Origin of the sequence: Ensifer adhaerens (assembly GCF_028993555.1) — a bacterium.
In the GTDB taxonomy this organism is placed as follows: domain Bacteria; phylum Pseudomonadota; class Alphaproteobacteria; order Rhizobiales; family Rhizobiaceae; genus Ensifer; species Ensifer adhaerens_I.
On record NZ_CP118611.1, the window covers coordinates 2534967 to 2550867 of the forward strand.

Here is a 15901-nt window from a genome sequence, read left to right on the forward strand (position 1 = left end):
CCCCGTTCAGCCCGGGGCCGCCTGCGGAATGTAGTCCCGCGCCATGTCGATCGCGGTCGGTCGTCCCTCGAGGAAGAGCTTGCCGATGCGCGGCGCCGTGCGGGCGATGATCTTGCCGGCCTTGATGACGAACAACCGGTTCGGCTTCAGCCGCAGGGCCTCGTTGACGTCGACCGCCTGTAATAGGACGAGATCGGCCTTGCAGCCGACGTCGAGCCCATAGCCTTCGAGCCCCATGGTCTTTGCCGAATTCACGGTGATGGCGTCGAAGATCTTCCGCTTGTCCTCGATGCCGCCCATCTGCGTCACGTGGATGGCCATGTGGGCAACTTCCAGCATGTCGCCCGATCCCATCGAGTACCAGGGGTCCATGACGCAGTCGTGCCCGAAGGAGACGTTGAGGCCTGCCGCCATCAGCTCCTTCACCCGCGTCATGCCGCGCCGTTTCGGGTAGGTGTCATGGCGTCCCTGCAACATGATGTTGATCAGCGGATTGGGAATGACGTTGATCTCCGCTTCCGCCATCAGCGGAATGAGCTTGGAGACATAGTAGTTGTCCATCGAGTGCATCGAGGTCAGATGCGAGCCTGAGACGCGCCCCTGAAGCCCGAAACGCACGGTCTCGGCCGCCAGCGTCTCGATGTGGCGAGACATCGGATCATCGGTTTCGTCGCAATGCATGTCGACGGGCAGGCCGCGCTCGGCGGCGATCCGGCAGAGCGCTTCGACGGAACGGGCACCATCTTCCATCGTCCGCTCGAAATGCGGGATTCCACCAACGATATCGACGCCCATGTCGAGCGCGCGGTTCAGCGATGCCACGCCGTCGGGCGCCCGGTAGTAGCCATCCTGCGGGAAGGCGACGAGTTGCAGGTCGATGTAGGGCGCGACCTTCTCCCTGACCTCCAGCAGCGCCTCGGCGGTGACCAGTCGAGGATCCGAGGTGTCCACATGGCTGCGGATGGCCAGCAGCCCCTGGCTGACGGCGAGGTCGCAATAGCGCAGCGCCCGTTCGACCAGCGCCTCCTTCGTCAAGGTCGGGCGCAATTCGCCCCAGAGCGCAATGCCCTCGAGCAGCGTGCCGGAGACGTTCATCCGCGGCAGGCCGAGCGACAGTGTCGCGTCCATGTGAAAATGCGGATCACAGAAGGGTGGGCTGAGCAGTCGACCGGTGGCATCGATCTCTTCGCCAGCGCTTGCGGCCAGGGCCTTCTCGATCACTGTGATCGTTCCGCCGCGGATGCCGACATCGAAACCCTGCCGTCCGTCCGGCAGGTTGGCGTTGCGGATGATCAGGTCGAACATGGCTGACGTCTCCGGTGGCGGGAACGGCTCTGGACTTTGCTAACGCGGGTCAGCAACCAAAGCTCTTTCGATAGGCCGCCGGCGACGTACCGAATCGACGAACGAAGGACCGACGGAAGGCGATATCGTCGTGGAAGCCGATATCGGTGGCAATCTTTTTGAGCGGTATGCTGGTGTCCTCGGCGAGCCTGCGCCCAGCCTCGAGCCGCATGCTTTCCACATAGTCGGCTGGCGTCATCCCGACATCCTGCTTGAACTGCCTCGAGAAGTTCCGTTCGCTCATGCCGATCCGCCTTGCCATCGTCGCGACGGTGAGGTCGGCGGAGAGATTGTCGGCGATGAAATCCTGGGCGGCGCGGATCGGTGTCTTCTGCGCGAGCTGTCCGGCGAGCAGAGTGCTGAATTGGGTCTGGCCACCGGGGCGCTTGAGGAAGACGACGAGTTCACGCGCGACTTTCAAGGCGATGTCGAGGCCGAGATCCTTCTCGACTATGGCAAGCGCCAGGTCGATGCCGGCCGTGACCCCGGCCGAGGTCCAGACATTGCCGTCCTTGGTGAAAATGCGATTGGGCTCGAGCTTCACATCCGGGAAGCGTTTGCTGAATTCCGCCGCCTGCGACCAATGCGTCGTCGCACGCCTGCCATTCAGCAAGCCTGCCTCGCCGAGTACGAATGCGCCGGAACACACTGATCCGAAGCGGCTGGCGCGGGAGGATACCTCCTTGACCCATTCAAGGAGTGCGGTCGAAAGTGGCCGTTCCTGAATGAGCGGATCGCCGGCGACGAGCAAGGTATCCACATCAGAGATCCCCTGCTCAATCGAGCGGTCCGGAATGAGGGCGAGCCCCGAAGATCCTCGCACCGGAGTACCGGAAGTGCTGATGACCTCCACCGCGTAATAGTCGGTGCCGCTCTGCCGGTTCGCCTCCGCGAAGACGTCGGAAGGGCCGACGACGTCGAGAAGCTGCACCCCTTGCATCGCTAATATTGCAATCTTGTGAACGGCCATTAGCGAACCTCGAACAACCTGCCGGTCAGGACGATGCTGGCCGTACGATAGAAGACCACCGCGATGGCGCCGGTGAGCAACAGGAAGAACAGCCCGGCCAGCCCCGTAAGGATAGCGCTGTCGACGAACGTGGCATACCGGAAGAAGGCGATCGACAGGGCCGCCAGCGGAAAGCTTATGGCCCACCAGGCGATGCTGAAGGGAATATGCGAACGGAAAACCATCGGCGAGAGAACCAGCATCAGAAACAGTCCGAAGTAGAACAATACCGTGGCGAAGAGATCGACCGAGCCAGTGACATTGGTGTAGGCGAGGAAACCGACGGCGAAAGGCGCGACGAGAACCATCAGCGACGGTCGGGCAAGCGGCGGGAGCGGATCTTCGTGGCGCAGCCGTGAGAAGATGAGCGCAACAAAGACCGCAGCGATGACGCTGCCGACCGAAAAGGCGAGCATGTTGACCTCATGCGCCCAGGAGAACGGCATGGCATGGCCGGTGACGGCGATGTCCAAGGTGGCGACTCCCGGAATAAGAAGCGGCGGCAGGGTCGTGTCGCGTGACTGTTGCCGCCCGAGAAAACCTCTGGCAACGACGTAGGCGAGCGCGAAGGTCAGCGCCGATGCGGTGATCCAGACGGTTTGCGACAGGAGCGCGCTATAGCGGTTCAGAAAAGCCGACTGCAGCAGCAGCCCGATCGCGACGGTCGCAAAGAAGTTGCTCTGAACAGGATGAGCGAACTCTGCGGCGACCGAGGTCGGATGGCGCTGCCACTTGATGGCGTAGCTTACGGTCAGGCCGACAAAGATCAGGCTGGCGAGAAAACCAACATATTCGCCGGGGATGGCCGGCATGCCGGTCGCCTTGGCGGCCTCACGCCACGCCAGGCTCAGACCGGTGATGCCCATTACCGAGCCAAATAGGTTGATTGGAAGCTGCGAGATCGAACGGGTGGCCAGAGGCGTAGAGTTCGATATGTCGATGGATTGAGCGGTCATCGGCTTGCTCCTGTCTGAAAAAGTACTGGCAGGATTAAAGCACGCAAGTTCTCCGTCTTAAATGGTGCTGATGGTACAATATCAGACAGGTCTAGTATGTTAGCGGCCAAAGGATCGCGGTAGCTCCAAGCGACCAATCCAACCCAGCTCACGGGGCCGCTCGCGCCTGTCATTCTGTTGGGATGAGCGCGATCACCCTGTCGATCTCGGCGTCATGGCGCACCGTAGCTGCGCCAGAGAACATAGAGGCTGACGGAAAAGATGATGGCGCGGAAAATCTGCGTCAGGGTATCGCGCTTCGTCGCAAGTCGGGTGGAGACGACGGTGCCGACGATGCCACCACCAATACCTCCGGCGATGAAATAGCCGGCGATCCGCCAGTCCACCAGACCTGACGATGCGTAGTTGATCGCCGTCGTCAGGCCGAAGGTGCCGACGGCGAGCAGCGACGTGCCAACCGCGTTGATAAGCGGCATGCCGGTCGAAAACAGCAGTCCGGGTACGATCAGAAAGCCGCCGCCAATGCCGAAAAAGCCCGAGCAGGTGCCGGTCAGAAGCGCCGTCAGGCCCGTTTTGCCATGGGTCCCGATGGAGAGCGACTGCGGCGTGGCTGCGGTGTCGCACTTCACCTTGCGCATGGCGAAGCTGACGAACATCATCACGAGCCCGAACAGGAACAACAGCCGCTGGCCGTCGACCAGCTTGCCGAGACTGGAGCCGACAAAGGCGCCGAGCGAGCCGGCCACGGTGAAGATCAAGGCACAGCGCCACCAGAGATGGCCGCGAAGCGCATGGCTGATGAGGTTGAGATAGGCGTTAGCAGATACCGCGAGCGCGCCGGTGCCAAGCGCCGTATGTACGTCGCGGATACCGACGACATAGATCAGGAGCGGCGTTGCGAGGATCGAGCCGCCGCCGCCGATCAGGCCGAGCGTGAAGCCGGTCAGTGATCCGGAGCCGATCGCGAGCAACATTTGCTGGAAGGGGTCCGCCACGATGCCGCTACCCCCAGACCGAGCCGGGAAGAGCGTCGAGCGGTATCTTCAGGTAGCGCCGTCTGTTGCCTTCTGCAGGCGGGAGTTCGCCGCCGCGAACGTTCACCTGCAGCGCATGCAGAATGAGTTTCGGCATCGGCAAGGTCCGGTCGCGGGCCTCGCGCAGGCTGATGAAGTCGGCCTCGGACTTGCCGGCTATATGAGGGTTCGTGGCCTTCTGCTCCGCGACCGTGCTTTCCCAACGCGCTTCTCGGCCACCGGGGCAATAGTCGTGGCCGGTGAACAGCCGGGTTTCATCCGGCAGCGCCAGGATCGCCTGGATCGAACGCCAGAGGTCAGCAGCGCTGCCGCCAGGAAAATCGGCGCGGGCCGAGCCGCTGTCGGGCATGAACAGTGTATCGTGAATGAAGGCGGCGTCGCCGATCACGTAAGAGATCGAGGCGAGCGTATGTCCCGGCGAATGGATAACACGGGCCTTGAGCTCGCCGATCCGGAATGTCTCGCCATCGACGAACAGCCGGTCCCATTGCGCGCCGTCGCAAGCGAAATCCGGCCAGTTGTAGATCTCTTTCCAGATCCGCTGCACGCCTTTCACGTGCTCGCCGATTGCCGTCGGCGCACCGGTCTTTGCCTTGAGATAGCGCGCCGCCGAGAAGTGGTCCGCATGGGGGTGGGTATCGAGAATGCATTCGACGGTCAGGCCCTTCGCAGCGACATGCGCGAGGATCGCGTCGGCATTCCGCGTGGCGGTCGAGCCCGATTTCTCGTCGAAATCGAGCACCGGATCGATGATCGCGCACTTACCCGTCGCTGGATCGGCGACGATATACTGGATGCTGCCGGTACGGGGATCGTAGAAGCCGGTGACGTCGGGCTTATGCATAGGCGATCGCCTCTTCAGCCGCGGCACACGGGAAGAAGATCGCGCGGGCGGGGTCAAAATCGTAGTCGGCTTCGTAAGCCGGCGCGTCTGCCGCCAGCTGCGCGACGCAATCGAGAATGAACTTCACCTTTTCATCCGAAAGCAGGACGCTGAAGTTCAGCCGCGTGAACCCGGGCTTTTCGATCTCTTCACCGGCGAGAATGGCTTGGCGTATTTGCTCGGAATGCTCGGCATCGATCGACAGCAAGCGGTGAACATAAGGTCCGGCGCAGGCGCAGCCGCCGCGCGCCTGGATGCCGAAGCGGTCGCTGAGCATGCGGGTGACGAGCTGCTGGTGGACGTAACCGCCCTTGCCGTTCTTGATGCGGAAGGAAAAGATCGGCAGTCGATCCGGCTCCTGAAGGCCGAGCAGCTCCAGTTGCGGCACGGTCTTCCAGGCGGCAAACGCCTGTTGTGCCAGTGCGCGGTTGCGCCTTTCCATCTCTTCAAGGCCGATCGCGTGCTTGACGATGAAGGCGAGGGCCGCTCGGATGTCGCCGACGACGTTGGGCGTGCCTGCCTCTTCGCGCGCCTCGAGATTGCCGCTGTAGTCGTGGGTATCCGGCGAAACGAATTTCACCGTGCCGCCGCCCGGCCAGGTCGGCTTGTCGGTCACGACGCCGTCGCGGCGAACAATCAGGATGCCGGAGGCGCCCGGACCGCCGATGAACTTGTGCGGCGAGACGACAATAGCGTCGATCTCGGAACCGGCAGGCGACATCGCAATCGGAACATAGGGGCCGGCGCCGGCATAGTCCCAGATCATCTTGCCACCGGCAGCCTTGACCATGCGTGTGATCGTCGCGACGTCGCTGGTGATCCCGGTGATGTTCGATCCTGCAGACAAGGCGCAGATGGTCAGATCAGGCGCACCGGCACAGAGCGCTTCGGCAAGCTTGGTAAGGTCCGGACCGCCGGACGGACATTCGGCGATCTCGACGATCTCGGCGCCGCTTTCGCGCCAGGGCAGGATGTTGGAGTGATGCTCGTAGGGGCCGATAATGACGCGGACGTTTTTGCCCGCAGCCACGGCTTCGGCCACACCGAGCAGCTTGACAAGGCGGTTGATGCCAGAGGTCGCGCCGGAACCGGTGAAGATCACGGCATGGTCGGCGGTCGCACCACAATACTCGCCGATCAGCGAACGCGCTTCCCGCCGCATCCTGGTCATGAAGCCCCCGCAATAGGAGGCTTCCGTGTGGCTGTTGGCATAATAGGGCAGGACTTCGTCGAGCACGAAGCTCTCGATCACCCGCAAGGCCCGGCCGGAAGCGACATAGTCGGCATAGACGAGCGCCTTCGTGCCATAGGGACCGGCGATCTGTGTCTTCGCACCGACGAGATCGTCGCGAAGATCGGCAATCACGCCGGGGCGGTTCAAAGCCCGGCGGAACTGGGCAAGCGGGCTAAGCGCATCGCAGGAGTGGCGGTGAACTGTTGGAGCGATCATCTCGCTGACCTCCCTTAGATCACGATGGGTTTGGGTCGGTTCGACCCAAACCCATAAACGTGATCGCTTCCAATAAGTTAGAGCGGGACGCGGGCGGAAAACCGCACGCACTTTTCCTCATCCCGCTCTAAGCGAACATTGACAGCGATTATATTCCCCTTCATGGTCAAAAAACTCACCTATCTTCCTGCGATAGCCGCGCTGTATTGTGTCAAATGATCGAAGAAGCATCAAAAATAGATAGTTTTGATCTGAAGATCATGACGTTGCTGCAAAAGGATTCGAGCCTCTCGCAGCGTGAGTTGGCCGAGCGGGTGGGCTTGTCGCAAAATGCCTGCTGGCGGCGCCTTCAACGTCTGCAGTCGATCGGCATGATTCGGGGTTCGCATTGCGATATCGATCTCAGTGCTCTCGGCCTGGATCTGACGGTGATCGTGATGATCCGCACGCGTCATCACTCCAAGGAATGGAGCGACGGCTTCCGGCAGCATGTCGAGCGGCTGCCGGAAGTGATCGACTTCTACAGGATCGGCGGGGACTGGGACTATCTGATCAAGGTGGTGACCCGGGGCATGGGTGGCTACGACGCCTTCTATCAGAAGCTCATCACAAACTTCGACCTCGCCACGGTCACGGGCTTCTTTTCCATGGAGGCGATCATCAACAATCGCCCCGTGGATCTCAGCCGATTGAAGTGAGGCGCCGGGCGCCGGCGCCTTACTTTGTTGTCACATGACGCCGAAACGCTCGAAGGCCTCGACTGTGCTCATGCCGGCCTCGATCGCGAGGCGAACCTTGTTTTCGGTTTCGGCCTTTTCCAGTGCAAGGGCGATTGCTTCCCGCTCAGCCTCGCGCGGGATGACCAGCACGCCGTCGCGATCGCCGAAGAGGATATCGCCCGGCCGGATGCGGATGCCGCCGATCTCGATGGGGATATGGTAGTCGACGACCTTGCCGCGCGGGCCCTGGTCCTGTGCGTAGGATCCGTAGCAGAAGGTCGGGAAATCGAGCGCGAGGATGCCGGCGCTGTCGCGGCAATAGCCGTCGCAGATCGCGCCCGCCGCCTTCAGCTTCATTGCCCTTGTCGACATCAACTCGCCCCAGACGGCGTATCGCGGCGACGAGCCCGAGCAGACATAGATCTCGTTGGGCTTCAGACTGTCGAGCGCGTGGAACATCAGACCGAAGGGCTTGGCGCTGAACTCTGAATGGCCGCTGGCCTCGGCGGTCGCGAAGTAGTCGGCCTCGAGTACCGGCATCGCCCGCCCGACGGCGACCATGTCGTCGCGAAGAGCCTTGATCTGTGGCGGCAGGAACTGGTGCTGCAGGCCCATGGTGTCGAGAATGTCGCCGACCACGGCAGTGAACAGCCGGCTGCGCATGGCGGCAAACAGTTCGGTATCGCTCTCAAAATGCGTCATGTCTCTTCCTCTAAGCCTTGTGCGCAAAGGCCGTTGCGATGCCCTGCATCGCGCCACGGATTTCCGCGAGGCCCTTCAGCCGGCCGATCAGCGAATAGCCGGGGTTGATCCGCTCCTTGCCGATATCGTCGGCGAGCAGGTGTCCGTGATCGGGGCGAAGCGGGATCTGCCAGTCGGCGCGGCCCTCGCGCACCCGCCGCTCCTGCTCCTGCATCAACGCGAGAATCACTGCCGGCATATCGCTCGATCCGCCGAGATGATCGGCTTCGTAGAAGGAGCCGTCCTCCTCGCGCTGGACATTGCGCAGATGAGCGAAGTGGATGCGCGGGCCGAATTCACGAACCATCGCCGGCAGGTCGTTTTCGGCGCGGGTGCCGTAAGAGCCGGTGCAGAAGGTGATGCCGTTGGCCGGGCTGTCGACGGCTGAAAGGATACGTCGGGCATCGGCCGCCGTGGAAACGATGCGCGGCAGGCCATAGAGCGAAAACGCCGGATCATCAGGATGAATGCAGAGCCGGATACCGACTTCCTCAGCCACCGGAACGATCTCCGTGAGGAAGCGCGCCAGGTTTGCGTGTAGGACGTCGGCGGTTACGCCGTCATATTCGGCAAGGGCTGCGAGAAAGCTTGCCCGGTCATATTGACGCTCGGTTGCCGGCAGGCCGGCAATGAGATTGCGCTCGATCCGGTCGATCTTCGCCTGGTCCATCTGATCGAAGCGCTGGCGGGCGGCGAAAATCTGCCGTTCGGAGTAGCTGTCTTCGACACGCGGGCGCTTCAAGACGAAGAGATCGTAGGCGGCAAAATCGATCGCGTCGAAACGCAGCGCATAGCCGCCGTTCGCCAGGGGCTGCATCAGTTCGGTGCGCGTCCAGTCGACCACCGGCATGAAGTTGTAGCAGACGGTGGTGATGCCGACGCGCGCCAGCGCTCGCAGCGTGTCCTTGTACCAGCCGATATAGCGGGCGCTCTCCGGTGTCGCGAGCTTGATCGAGTTGTGGACCGGAATGCTCTCGACCACGCTCCAGCGCATGCCAGCCGCCTCGATCTGCGCCTTCTGCGCCAGGATCGCCTCGTCCAGCCACGGTGAGCCGTCGTAGATGTGATGCAGCGCCGAGACGATTCCTGTCGCGCCTGCCTGCCGGATGTAGGCGAGCGGCACCGGATCATTCGGTCCATACCAGCGAAAGCACTCTTCCATCAGTCTCATTCAGAACTCCTACCCGCTCCCGGTGGCTATTGTTGGACCACGCCCATCAATTATGTCCGATTGGTCCAACAATTCAAGCCTAAAAACCGTCATTTTCGGGAATAGTGAAGGAAGGTCGCGAAATTTTGGAGTTTCTGCTTGACTGCCGCTGCGTTCTGGACCAACAAATAAGTCATCGCAGGGAGGATGGCGGTGAGCAGTTCTGTACGGGAAGATGCATTGTCAGGCGTGGAGGCCGTCGAACCCGGCAAGACCTCGGCCGTCGATCGGCTGGTCGAGCAGATCCGCGACATGATCTCCGAGCGCGGCCTTGGCATCGGTGATGCGCTGCCGACCGAGCGCGATCTCGGCGAGCAGTTCCAGGCAGGCCGCAACACCGTGCGCGAGGCGCTGCAGGTGCTGCGTGCCTATGGCATGGTCGAGACCCGGCCGAAGGTCGGTGCCGTCATCAGCGGCGGCCATGGCGAGGCGATCCGCCGGCTTTTTGCCTTTCACAACGGCATCTCGCCGGACTCGTTCCATGATCTTCAGGGCTTCCGGCGCATCATCGAGACCGGCGTCGGCGAGCATATCATCCTGACGGCGAGCGATGCCGACTTTGACCGGCTGGACGCGATCAACGCCCGAATCCTTGAAGCTGAGAGCGTCGAGGAAGCGGCGCAGTGCGACTACCAGTTCCATTCGGCGATCGTCGAACTCTCGGGTAACCGAACGACGCTTGCCGCTTATCACATGCTGCGCTCGGTGATCGAGGAGGTCATGCGGCTCGGCAAGGCGGAGCGCCCGGTGCATGCGGCGACCTTCGAGGCTCATGCCGAGATCATCCGGGCACTCAGGGCCCGCGACCGCATCGCCTATGTCTACCTGATGAGCCGTCACCTGGAGTTCGGCATCCGTTTCGTCGATGCCGCGCCCGGCGGTCAGTCAACGCGATGAAAACATAGGAGTTTTGGCTCGAACCGCGTCCCGCTGGTCGCGGTGCGGGCAGCCGTTTGCCGGATCCACTCGCCCGTTGGTCCGGCGGCATGAACAGGGCTTTTGGGAGGAGAACCAACATGAGCAATATGAAACGTCTTGCGCTGGCAGCACTACTTGCCACCGTCAGCTTTGCACCCGGTGCGGCTTTCGCCGGCGGCAAGGCGATCGCCGGCATCGTCTTTCAGCAGGACCAGTATTTCCGCGGCATCCAGATCGGCATGGAAAAGGCGGCGGAAGCCGCTGGCGACGAGCTTCTCGCCGGCAACAGCGACAGCAAGCTGGAGAAGGAAGCCCAGCTGATCGACACCTATATCGCCCGGGGGGTCAACTCGATCGTCGTCGCGCCGCTCTCGGCCGATGCCTCGGTACCGGCACTGAAAAAGGCACGTGACGCCGGCATCACGGTCGTCACCTACGGCACCTCCGCCAATGGCGACGTCGCCCAGGCGACGGTGACGAGCTCGGACCGCGATATCGGCATCGGTACCGGCAATGCCGCGACCGATTTCCTGAAGACGCTCGGCAATGGCGAAAAGGTCAAGATCGGCACGCTCGCCTTCAAGGCGCTGCTGCCGGAGCAATCGAATGCCCGCGTCGATGGCTTCCTGAGCGTCGTCAAGGATCAGGTCGACATCGTCGCCCAGCAGGACGCCTGGCTGGCGGAAAAGGCGCTCGCCGTCGCCAGCGACATGCTGACGGCCAATCCGGATATCAAGGTGATCTACGCGGCCAACGAAGGCGGAACGATCGGCGCCGTTCAGGCGGTGAAGAAGGCGGGCCTTGAAGGCAAGGTCTTCGTCTTTGGAACCGACGGGTCCGAGCAGCTCGCCAACATGCTCTTGAATTCCGACAACGTGCTGCAGGCAACGACGGCGCAGCAGCCGCTCGAGGTCGGCAAGCAGGCGATCGAGGCGGCCCAGAACCTGCTCGACGGCAAGAAGATCGAAACCAAGGTCAACGTGCCGGTGCTGCCCTTGAAGCGCGCCGATGCAGAAGGTGTCGCGGCCTACAAGGAAGGCCTGAAGGCCCTGAAATAAGGGCCGGGACGTGAACCGGGCGGCGGGCATCGGCCGCCGCTCCTTCGCCGCCGACAGCAGGAAATCCGCATGAGCAATCCGCAACCAAGGTCAGCCGCGTTGCAAGGGGTGCAGGGACGGCTGGACTTTCGGGCCGTGACCAAGCGTTACGGCCCGACAGTCGCCCTCTCCGAATTCACCCACAGCTTCGCGCCCGGTGAGGTCCATGCCCTGATGGGCAAGAACGGCTCGGGCAAGTCGACGCTCGTCAAGCTGCTTGCCGGCGTCACCGAGCCGACATCCGGCACGATCAGCGTCAATGGCGAGGACCGCCATTTCACCTCGCCGCATGATGCTTTCGAGGCCGGCATCGTCACCGTGCACCAGGAGCTTTCGCTGGTGCCCGAACTCTCGGTCGGCGAGAACATCTTTCTCGGCCGTTTGCCACACCGGCGCCGCGCCGGCTTCAGCGTCGTCGATTGGACAGGCCTGCACAAGCGCGCCGGCGAGCTGCTCGCCGACATGGGGCTTGCGATCGATTCCCGCCAGCCGGTCTCCGCACTCAGCGTCGGCCAGCAGCAGGTGGTCGAGATCGTCAAGGCGATGTCCTTCAATCCGTCGATCCTGCTTCTGGACGAGCCGACCTCGGCGCTCGCCTCGCGCGAGGTCAAACAGCTCTTCGCGCTGATCGAACGCCTACGCGCTCGCGGCGTGACGATGATCTACATCACCCACCGCATGAGCGAACTCTTCGAAATCGCCGACACCTGCACGGTGATCCGCGACGGCCACTATATCGGTTCGGTGGCGATGAAGGAGACGACACCGTCGGCGATCGTCGGCATGATGTTTGGGGACGCGGCCCGCGCCACGCGTCCGCCGCGGCGAATGCTCGATCGCGCCAAACCGGTCCTTGAGGTGCGCAATCTCAGCCGGTCCGGGCATTTCCAGGATGTTTCCTTCGATCTCTATCCCGGCGAGATTCTCGGCATTGCCGGCCTGCTCGGTGCTGGCCGCACGGAGCTGATGCGGGCGATCTTTGGCGCGGACCAGATCGACGGCGGTTCAGTGACGTTCAATGGTCGCGACATGACCGGTGCCAGCCCGCGCGACATGCGCAAGGCCGGCCTCGGCTACACACCGGAAAACCGCAAGGAAGTCGGCCTCGTGCAATCGCTCTCGACCGCCGACAATCTCTGCATGGCGAGCCTTGGCCCGATTGCAAACAGGGGCTTCATCTCGCGCCGGCGCGAGCAGCCGTTCATCCGCCGCCAGATCGCCGACCTGCACATCAAGTGCGGCGATCCGGAGTTGCCGGTGTCGTCGCTCTCGGGCGGCAACCAGCAGAAGGTGGTGATCGGCAAATGGCTGAACCGGCAGCCGTCGGTGATGTTCTTCGACGAGCCGAGCCGTGGCGTCGATGTCCAGGCCAAGCGCCAGATCTTCGACATCATCTGGCAGCAGGCCGCCGACGGCCTTGCCAGCCTCTTCGTCTCGACGGAACTCGAGGAAGTCCTCGAGGTCGCCGACCGCATCCTCGTCATGCACCACGGCGCAGTCGTTGCCGAGGTGGACCCGACGAAAACCGACCTTACCGAACTTTACGGCCTGTGCATGGAAGGGGCCAGACAATGACACTTGTGAGCCAGACAACGGAAGAAGGCGGTCAGAACACGCCGCTCAAGTTCCTGAAAACCTATCCGATGGAGATCATCCTTGCGGCACTGGTGATTTTCCTGATCCTCGTCGCACCGGGCTTCGCCTCGACGGCCAACGTGCTCAACGTGCTCAGAACGGTCTCCATGCTCGGCATCATCGCCTTCGGCATGACGGCGGTGATCATCAGCGGCGAGATCGACCTGTCGGTCGGCGCCGGTGCGGCGCTTGCCGGCTGCATCGTCGCCTGGTTCGCCGATCGCTTCACCGACGTCTTCGGCGACTGGGGTGCGGTAACCGTCGGTTTTGCCGCCGCGCTGCTTCTCGGCTTTACGCTCGGCTATCTCACTGGCCGTTTCCGCCAATGGTTCAACGTGCCGACCTTCATCACCACGCTCGCGCTCTTTGCAGCACTCCGCGGCGTCGCCAACCTCATCACCGGCGGCTTCCCGATGTCGTCCTTTCCGCTCGGCTTCGACTTCCTCGGCGGCGGCTACCTCTTCGGCATTCCCTTCCCGGTCTACATCTTCGCGCTCACCTTCGCCGGCATGCACTTCCTGATGAAGTACACGAGCTTCGGCCGCGAGGTTTATGCTGTTGGCGGCAACATGGAAGCAGCGCGCCTTTCCGGCATCGACATCTGGAAAGTGAAGGCACTGACGCTCGGTCTGACCGGCGGGCTGACCGCCGTCTCCGGTACGCTGATCGCCTCGCAGATCGGTGCTGGCACCGGGACGACGGCGACCGGCATGGAGCTCGACGTGATCGCGGCCGTCATCATCGGCGGCACCTCGCTCTTCGGCGGCAAGGGCCGCATCTGGGGCACGCTGATCGGCGTCCTTTTCCTCGGCTGCATCTCCAATGGCATGACGCTGATGAACGTCAGCGAATATTGGCAATACGTCGTGCGCGGCGGGATCATCCTCGGCGCCGTGCTTCTCAACCAGGTCCTGGAACGGGTGCGCTGAGACCGGAGCGGGGTGCCCGGCATCCCGCGCCAACTTACGAGTTTCGCGGAGACAATCATGACTGAATTCAACGGAAAAATCGCGCTGGTCACCGGCACGTCGGGGATAGGCCTCGCTTCGGCGATCCGTCTCGCTTCATCCGGTGCGACCGTGCTTGCCTGCGGCAACGACATCAATACCAACGAGATCTTCGACCGCATCGCTGGAGAACGCGACCTGCCAATGTCGACGCGGCTTACGGACGTATCCGTAGAGGCCGAGGTTGAAGCTGCCGTGCGCGAGGCGGTGCTGCGCCATGGCGGTCTCGACATCATCGTCAATGCCGCGGCCGTCCACCCCTATGGCACGGTGCTAGACACCAGTGCAGAGACCTTTGCGCGCTGCCTTTCGGTCAATGTCGGTTCGATCTATCTGACCGGCCGCTTCGGCATTCCGGAAATGATGAAGCGCGGCGGCGGCGCCATCGTCAACATCTCATCGGTTCAGGGCCATGCCTGCCAGCAGAATGTGGCGGCCTATGTCGCCTCAAAGGGGGCGATCCATGCGCTGACCCGCGCCATGGCGCTCGACCATGCGGCAGTGAAGGTCCGGGTGAACTCGGTGAGCCCCGGCTCGGTGCGCACGCCGCTCTTGTCGCTCGCAGCCCGCACCTATGGCGGTGAGGGCGTGAGCGAAGCGGAGGCCTTCGCCCGCTTCGGGGCGGCGCACCCGATCGGCCGCATCGGCGAGCCGGAGGAAGTCGCGGAACTCGTCGCCTATCTCGCCTCCGACCGCGCCGCTTTCGTCACGGGCTCGGATTTCCGAATCGACGGCGGCCTCACCGCCGGCATCGGCGTCAAGTAATCGAACAGGAATCGACCAGATGAAAATCGGCCTTGGACTCTACCGGGAGCAACTCACCCCGGACAACTATCAATTTGCCTTGCAGGCGGGTGCGACGCATGTCGTCGCGCATCTCACCAACTATTTCGCCGGCAAGGATCCGAAGATCGACAGCGGCGATCAGGGCGGCTGGGGCGATTGCTCCGGCGACCGGCTCTGGTCCTACGAGGAGCTGTCGGCGTTGGTGAAGGACGTGCGCGCTGGCGGACTTGAAGTGGCGGCGATCGAGAACTTCTCGCCCCGTTTCTGGCACGATGTGCTCCTGGACGGGGCGGAGCGGGCTCAGCAGATCGAGGGGCTGAAGCAGCTCATCCGCGATGCCGGTCGCGCCGGCATCCCCTGCATCGGCTACAACTTCTCGCTCGCCGGCGTCTACGGCTGGACGCGCGGACCCTATGCCCGCGGTGGCGCTGAATCCGTCGGCTTCGGTGTCGAGAACAGCATTGCACCCAGCCCCGATGCCCCGATCCCCGATGGCATGGTCTGGAACATGCGATACCGCCGCGGTATCGCCGGTGCTGCTTCCGTCTCGGTCAGTTCGGCGGAACTCTGGGATCGTCTCGGCCGCTTCCTGAAGGAGGTCGTACCGGTCGCCGAAGAGGCGGGCGTTGTCCTCGGTGCCCACCCGGACGATCCGCCGGCCGAAGAGCTGCGCGGCACCGCACGACTGGTCAACCGGCCGGAGAAATACGACCGGCTGATGGCGATCATCGACTCGCCCTCGAACGGGCTGGAACTTTGCCTCGGCTCGCTCCAGGAAATGCCGGGTGGCGACATCTACGAGCATGTTCGCCGCTTCGCCCGTTCGGGCCGCATCGGCTACATCCACTTCCGCAACGTACGTGGAAAGATGCCGCGCTATGTCGAGACCTTCGTCGACGAGGGTGATATCGACATGGCCGAGATCATCCGCATCCTGCGCGACGAGAATTATCAGGGCGTGCTGATCCCCGACCATACGCCGGCGATGACCTGCGGTGCCTCCTGGCACGCCGGTAAGGCCTTTGCACTCGGCTACATGAAGGCGCTGGTGCAGAATGCCGAGGCTCTCGGCCCCGCGCGGTCGATCCCGACGAGCATGGCAGCGGAATAGG

General features: G+C 62.9%; 15 protein-coding genes. 7 read left to right on the forward strand and 8 right to left on the reverse strand.

Features of this window, described 5'->3' with window-relative positions:
* Positions 1-6: 6 nt before the first annotated feature.
* The 6 genes from PWG15_RS31585 to PWG15_RS31610 all read right to left on the reverse strand — a co-directional run bounded on the left by PWG15_RS31585 (position 7) and on the right by PWG15_RS31610 (position 6676).
* Complete coding sequence (locus PWG15_RS31585; RefSeq protein ID WP_275025543.1) at positions 7-1305, reverse strand: amidohydrolase family protein; 1299 nt, start codon at positions 1303-1305, stop codon at positions 7-9.
* Positions 1306-1354: 49 nt separating this feature from the next.
* Positions 1355-2314: a GlxA family transcriptional regulator gene (locus PWG15_RS31590; RefSeq protein WP_275025545.1), complete on the reverse strand. Its 960-nt coding sequence runs from the start codon at positions 2312-2314 to the stop codon at positions 1355-1357.
* Positions 2314-3309, reverse strand: a complete 996-nt coding sequence (locus PWG15_RS31595; protein ID WP_275025546.1) for an SLAC1 anion channel family protein — start codon at positions 3307-3309, stop codon at positions 2314-2316. Before PWG15_RS31595 ends, PWG15_RS31590 begins: the two co-directional genes overlap by 1 nt.
* A 212-nt stretch (positions 3310-3521) precedes the next feature.
* Positions 3522-4283, reverse strand: a complete 762-nt coding sequence (locus PWG15_RS31600) for a sulfite exporter TauE/SafE family protein (protein ID WP_275027282.1) — start codon at positions 4281-4283, stop codon at positions 3522-3524.
* A gap of 28 nt (positions 4284-4311) precedes the next feature.
* Entirely contained in the window at positions 4312-5187 is an 876-nt protein-coding gene (locus PWG15_RS31605) for an MBL fold metallo-hydrolase (protein ID WP_275025547.1), read from the reverse strand.
* Positions 5180-6676, reverse strand: a complete 1497-nt coding sequence (locus tag PWG15_RS31610; protein ID WP_275025548.1) for an aminotransferase class V-fold PLP-dependent enzyme — start codon at positions 6674-6676, stop codon at positions 5180-5182. The genes PWG15_RS31605 and PWG15_RS31610 overlap by 8 nt, the downstream gene beginning before the upstream one ends.
* A gap of 215 nt (positions 6677-6891) precedes the next feature.
* Between PWG15_RS31610 and PWG15_RS31615 the strand changes: the two genes are divergently transcribed.
* Positions 6892-7374: an Lrp/AsnC family transcriptional regulator gene (locus PWG15_RS31615; protein WP_275025549.1), complete on the forward strand. Its 483-nt coding sequence runs from the start codon at positions 6892-6894 to the stop codon at positions 7372-7374.
* A gap of 30 nt (positions 7375-7404) precedes the next feature.
* On the opposite strand, the gene PWG15_RS31620 is transcribed toward PWG15_RS31615, so the two are convergent.
* Both PWG15_RS31620 and uxuA read right to left on the reverse strand, forming a co-directional pair.
* Positions 7405-8097, reverse strand: coding sequence for an RraA family protein (locus PWG15_RS31620; RefSeq protein WP_275025550.1), 693 nt, complete (start codon positions 8095-8097; stop codon positions 7405-7407).
* A gap of 10 nt (positions 8098-8107) precedes the next feature.
* The gene (gene uxuA, locus PWG15_RS31625; protein ID WP_275027284.1) at positions 8108-9298 is read right to left on the reverse strand and encodes a mannonate dehydratase; all 1191 of its coding nucleotides are present in this window, start codon (positions 9296-9298) and stop codon (positions 8108-8110) included.
* 201 nt (positions 9299-9499) lie between these two features.
* On the opposite strand from uxuA, the gene PWG15_RS31630 reads away from it, so the two are divergent.
* From PWG15_RS31630 to PWG15_RS31655, 6 genes are all read left to right on the forward strand, one after another.
* Positions 9500-10243 (forward strand): FadR/GntR family transcriptional regulator, encoded by a 744-nt coding sequence (locus tag PWG15_RS31630; RefSeq protein ID WP_275025551.1) that lies wholly within the window; start codon positions 9500-9502, stop codon positions 10241-10243.
* Between the two features lie 119 nt (positions 10244-10362).
* Positions 10363-11322 (forward strand): substrate-binding domain-containing protein, encoded by a 960-nt coding sequence (locus tag PWG15_RS31635; protein ID WP_275025552.1) that lies wholly within the window; start codon positions 10363-10365, stop codon positions 11320-11322.
* Positions 11323-11391: 69 nt separating this feature from the next.
* Entirely contained in the window at positions 11392-12936 is a 1545-nt protein-coding gene (locus tag PWG15_RS31640) for a sugar ABC transporter ATP-binding protein (RefSeq protein WP_275025553.1), read from the forward strand.
* Entirely contained in the window at positions 12933-13925 is a 993-nt protein-coding gene (locus PWG15_RS31645; RefSeq protein ID WP_275025554.1) for an ABC transporter permease, read from the forward strand. Before PWG15_RS31640 ends, PWG15_RS31645 begins: the two co-directional genes overlap by 4 nt.
* A gap of 57 nt (positions 13926-13982) precedes the next feature.
* On the forward strand, positions 13983-14768 hold the full coding sequence (locus PWG15_RS31650) for an SDR family NAD(P)-dependent oxidoreductase (protein ID WP_275025555.1): 786 nt from the start codon (positions 13983-13985) through the stop codon (positions 14766-14768).
* Between the two features lie 19 nt (positions 14769-14787).
* The gene (locus tag PWG15_RS31655) at positions 14788-15900 is read left to right on the forward strand and encodes a mannonate dehydratase (RefSeq protein ID WP_275025557.1); all 1113 of its coding nucleotides are present in this window, start codon (positions 14788-14790) and stop codon (positions 15898-15900) included.
* Position 15901 lies beyond the last annotated feature (1 nt).

Excerpts from the sequence above, each read along its gene's own strand:
- PWG15_RS31585 (WP_275025543.1), bottom strand. The coding sequence starts at position 1,305 with ATGTTCGACCTGATCATCCGCAACGCCAACCTGCCGGACGGACGGCAG.
- PWG15_RS31590 (WP_275025545.1), bottom strand. The coding sequence starts at position 2,314 with ATGGCCGTTCACAAGATTGCAATATTAGCGATGCAAGGGGTGCAGCTT.
- PWG15_RS31595 (WP_275025546.1), bottom strand. The coding sequence starts at position 3,309 with ATGACCGCTCAATCCATCGACATATCGAACTCTACGCCTCTGGCCACC.
- PWG15_RS31600 (WP_275027282.1), bottom strand. The coding sequence starts at position 4,283 with ATGTTGCTCGCGATCGGCTCCGGATCACTGACCGGCTTCACGCTCGGC.
- PWG15_RS31605 (WP_275025547.1), bottom strand. The coding sequence starts at position 5,187 with ATGCATAAGCCCGACGTCACCGGCTTCTACGATCCCCGTACCGGCAGC.
- PWG15_RS31610 (WP_275025548.1), bottom strand. The coding sequence starts at position 6,676 with ATGATCGCTCCAACAGTTCACCGCCACTCCTGCGATGCGCTTAGCCCG.
- PWG15_RS31615 (WP_275025549.1), top strand. The coding sequence starts at position 6,892 with ATGATCGAAGAAGCATCAAAAATAGATAGTTTTGATCTGAAGATCATG.
- PWG15_RS31620 (WP_275025550.1), bottom strand. The coding sequence starts at position 8,097 with ATGACGCATTTTGAGAGCGATACCGAACTGTTTGCCGCCATGCGCAGC.
- uxuA (WP_275027284.1), bottom strand. The coding sequence starts at position 9,298 with ATGGAAGAGTGCTTTCGCTGGTATGGACCGAATGATCCGGTGCCGCTC.
- PWG15_RS31635 (WP_275025552.1), top strand. The coding sequence starts at position 10,363 with ATGAGCAATATGAAACGTCTTGCGCTGGCAGCACTACTTGCCACCGTC.
- PWG15_RS31640 (WP_275025553.1), top strand. The coding sequence starts at position 11,392 with ATGAGCAATCCGCAACCAAGGTCAGCCGCGTTGCAAGGGGTGCAGGGA.
- PWG15_RS31645 (WP_275025554.1), top strand. The coding sequence starts at position 12,933 with ATGACACTTGTGAGCCAGACAACGGAAGAAGGCGGTCAGAACACGCCG.
- PWG15_RS31650 (WP_275025555.1), top strand. The coding sequence starts at position 13,983 with ATGACTGAATTCAACGGAAAAATCGCGCTGGTCACCGGCACGTCGGGG.
- PWG15_RS31655 (WP_275025557.1), top strand. The coding sequence starts at position 14,788 with ATGAAAATCGGCCTTGGACTCTACCGGGAGCAACTCACCCCGGACAAC.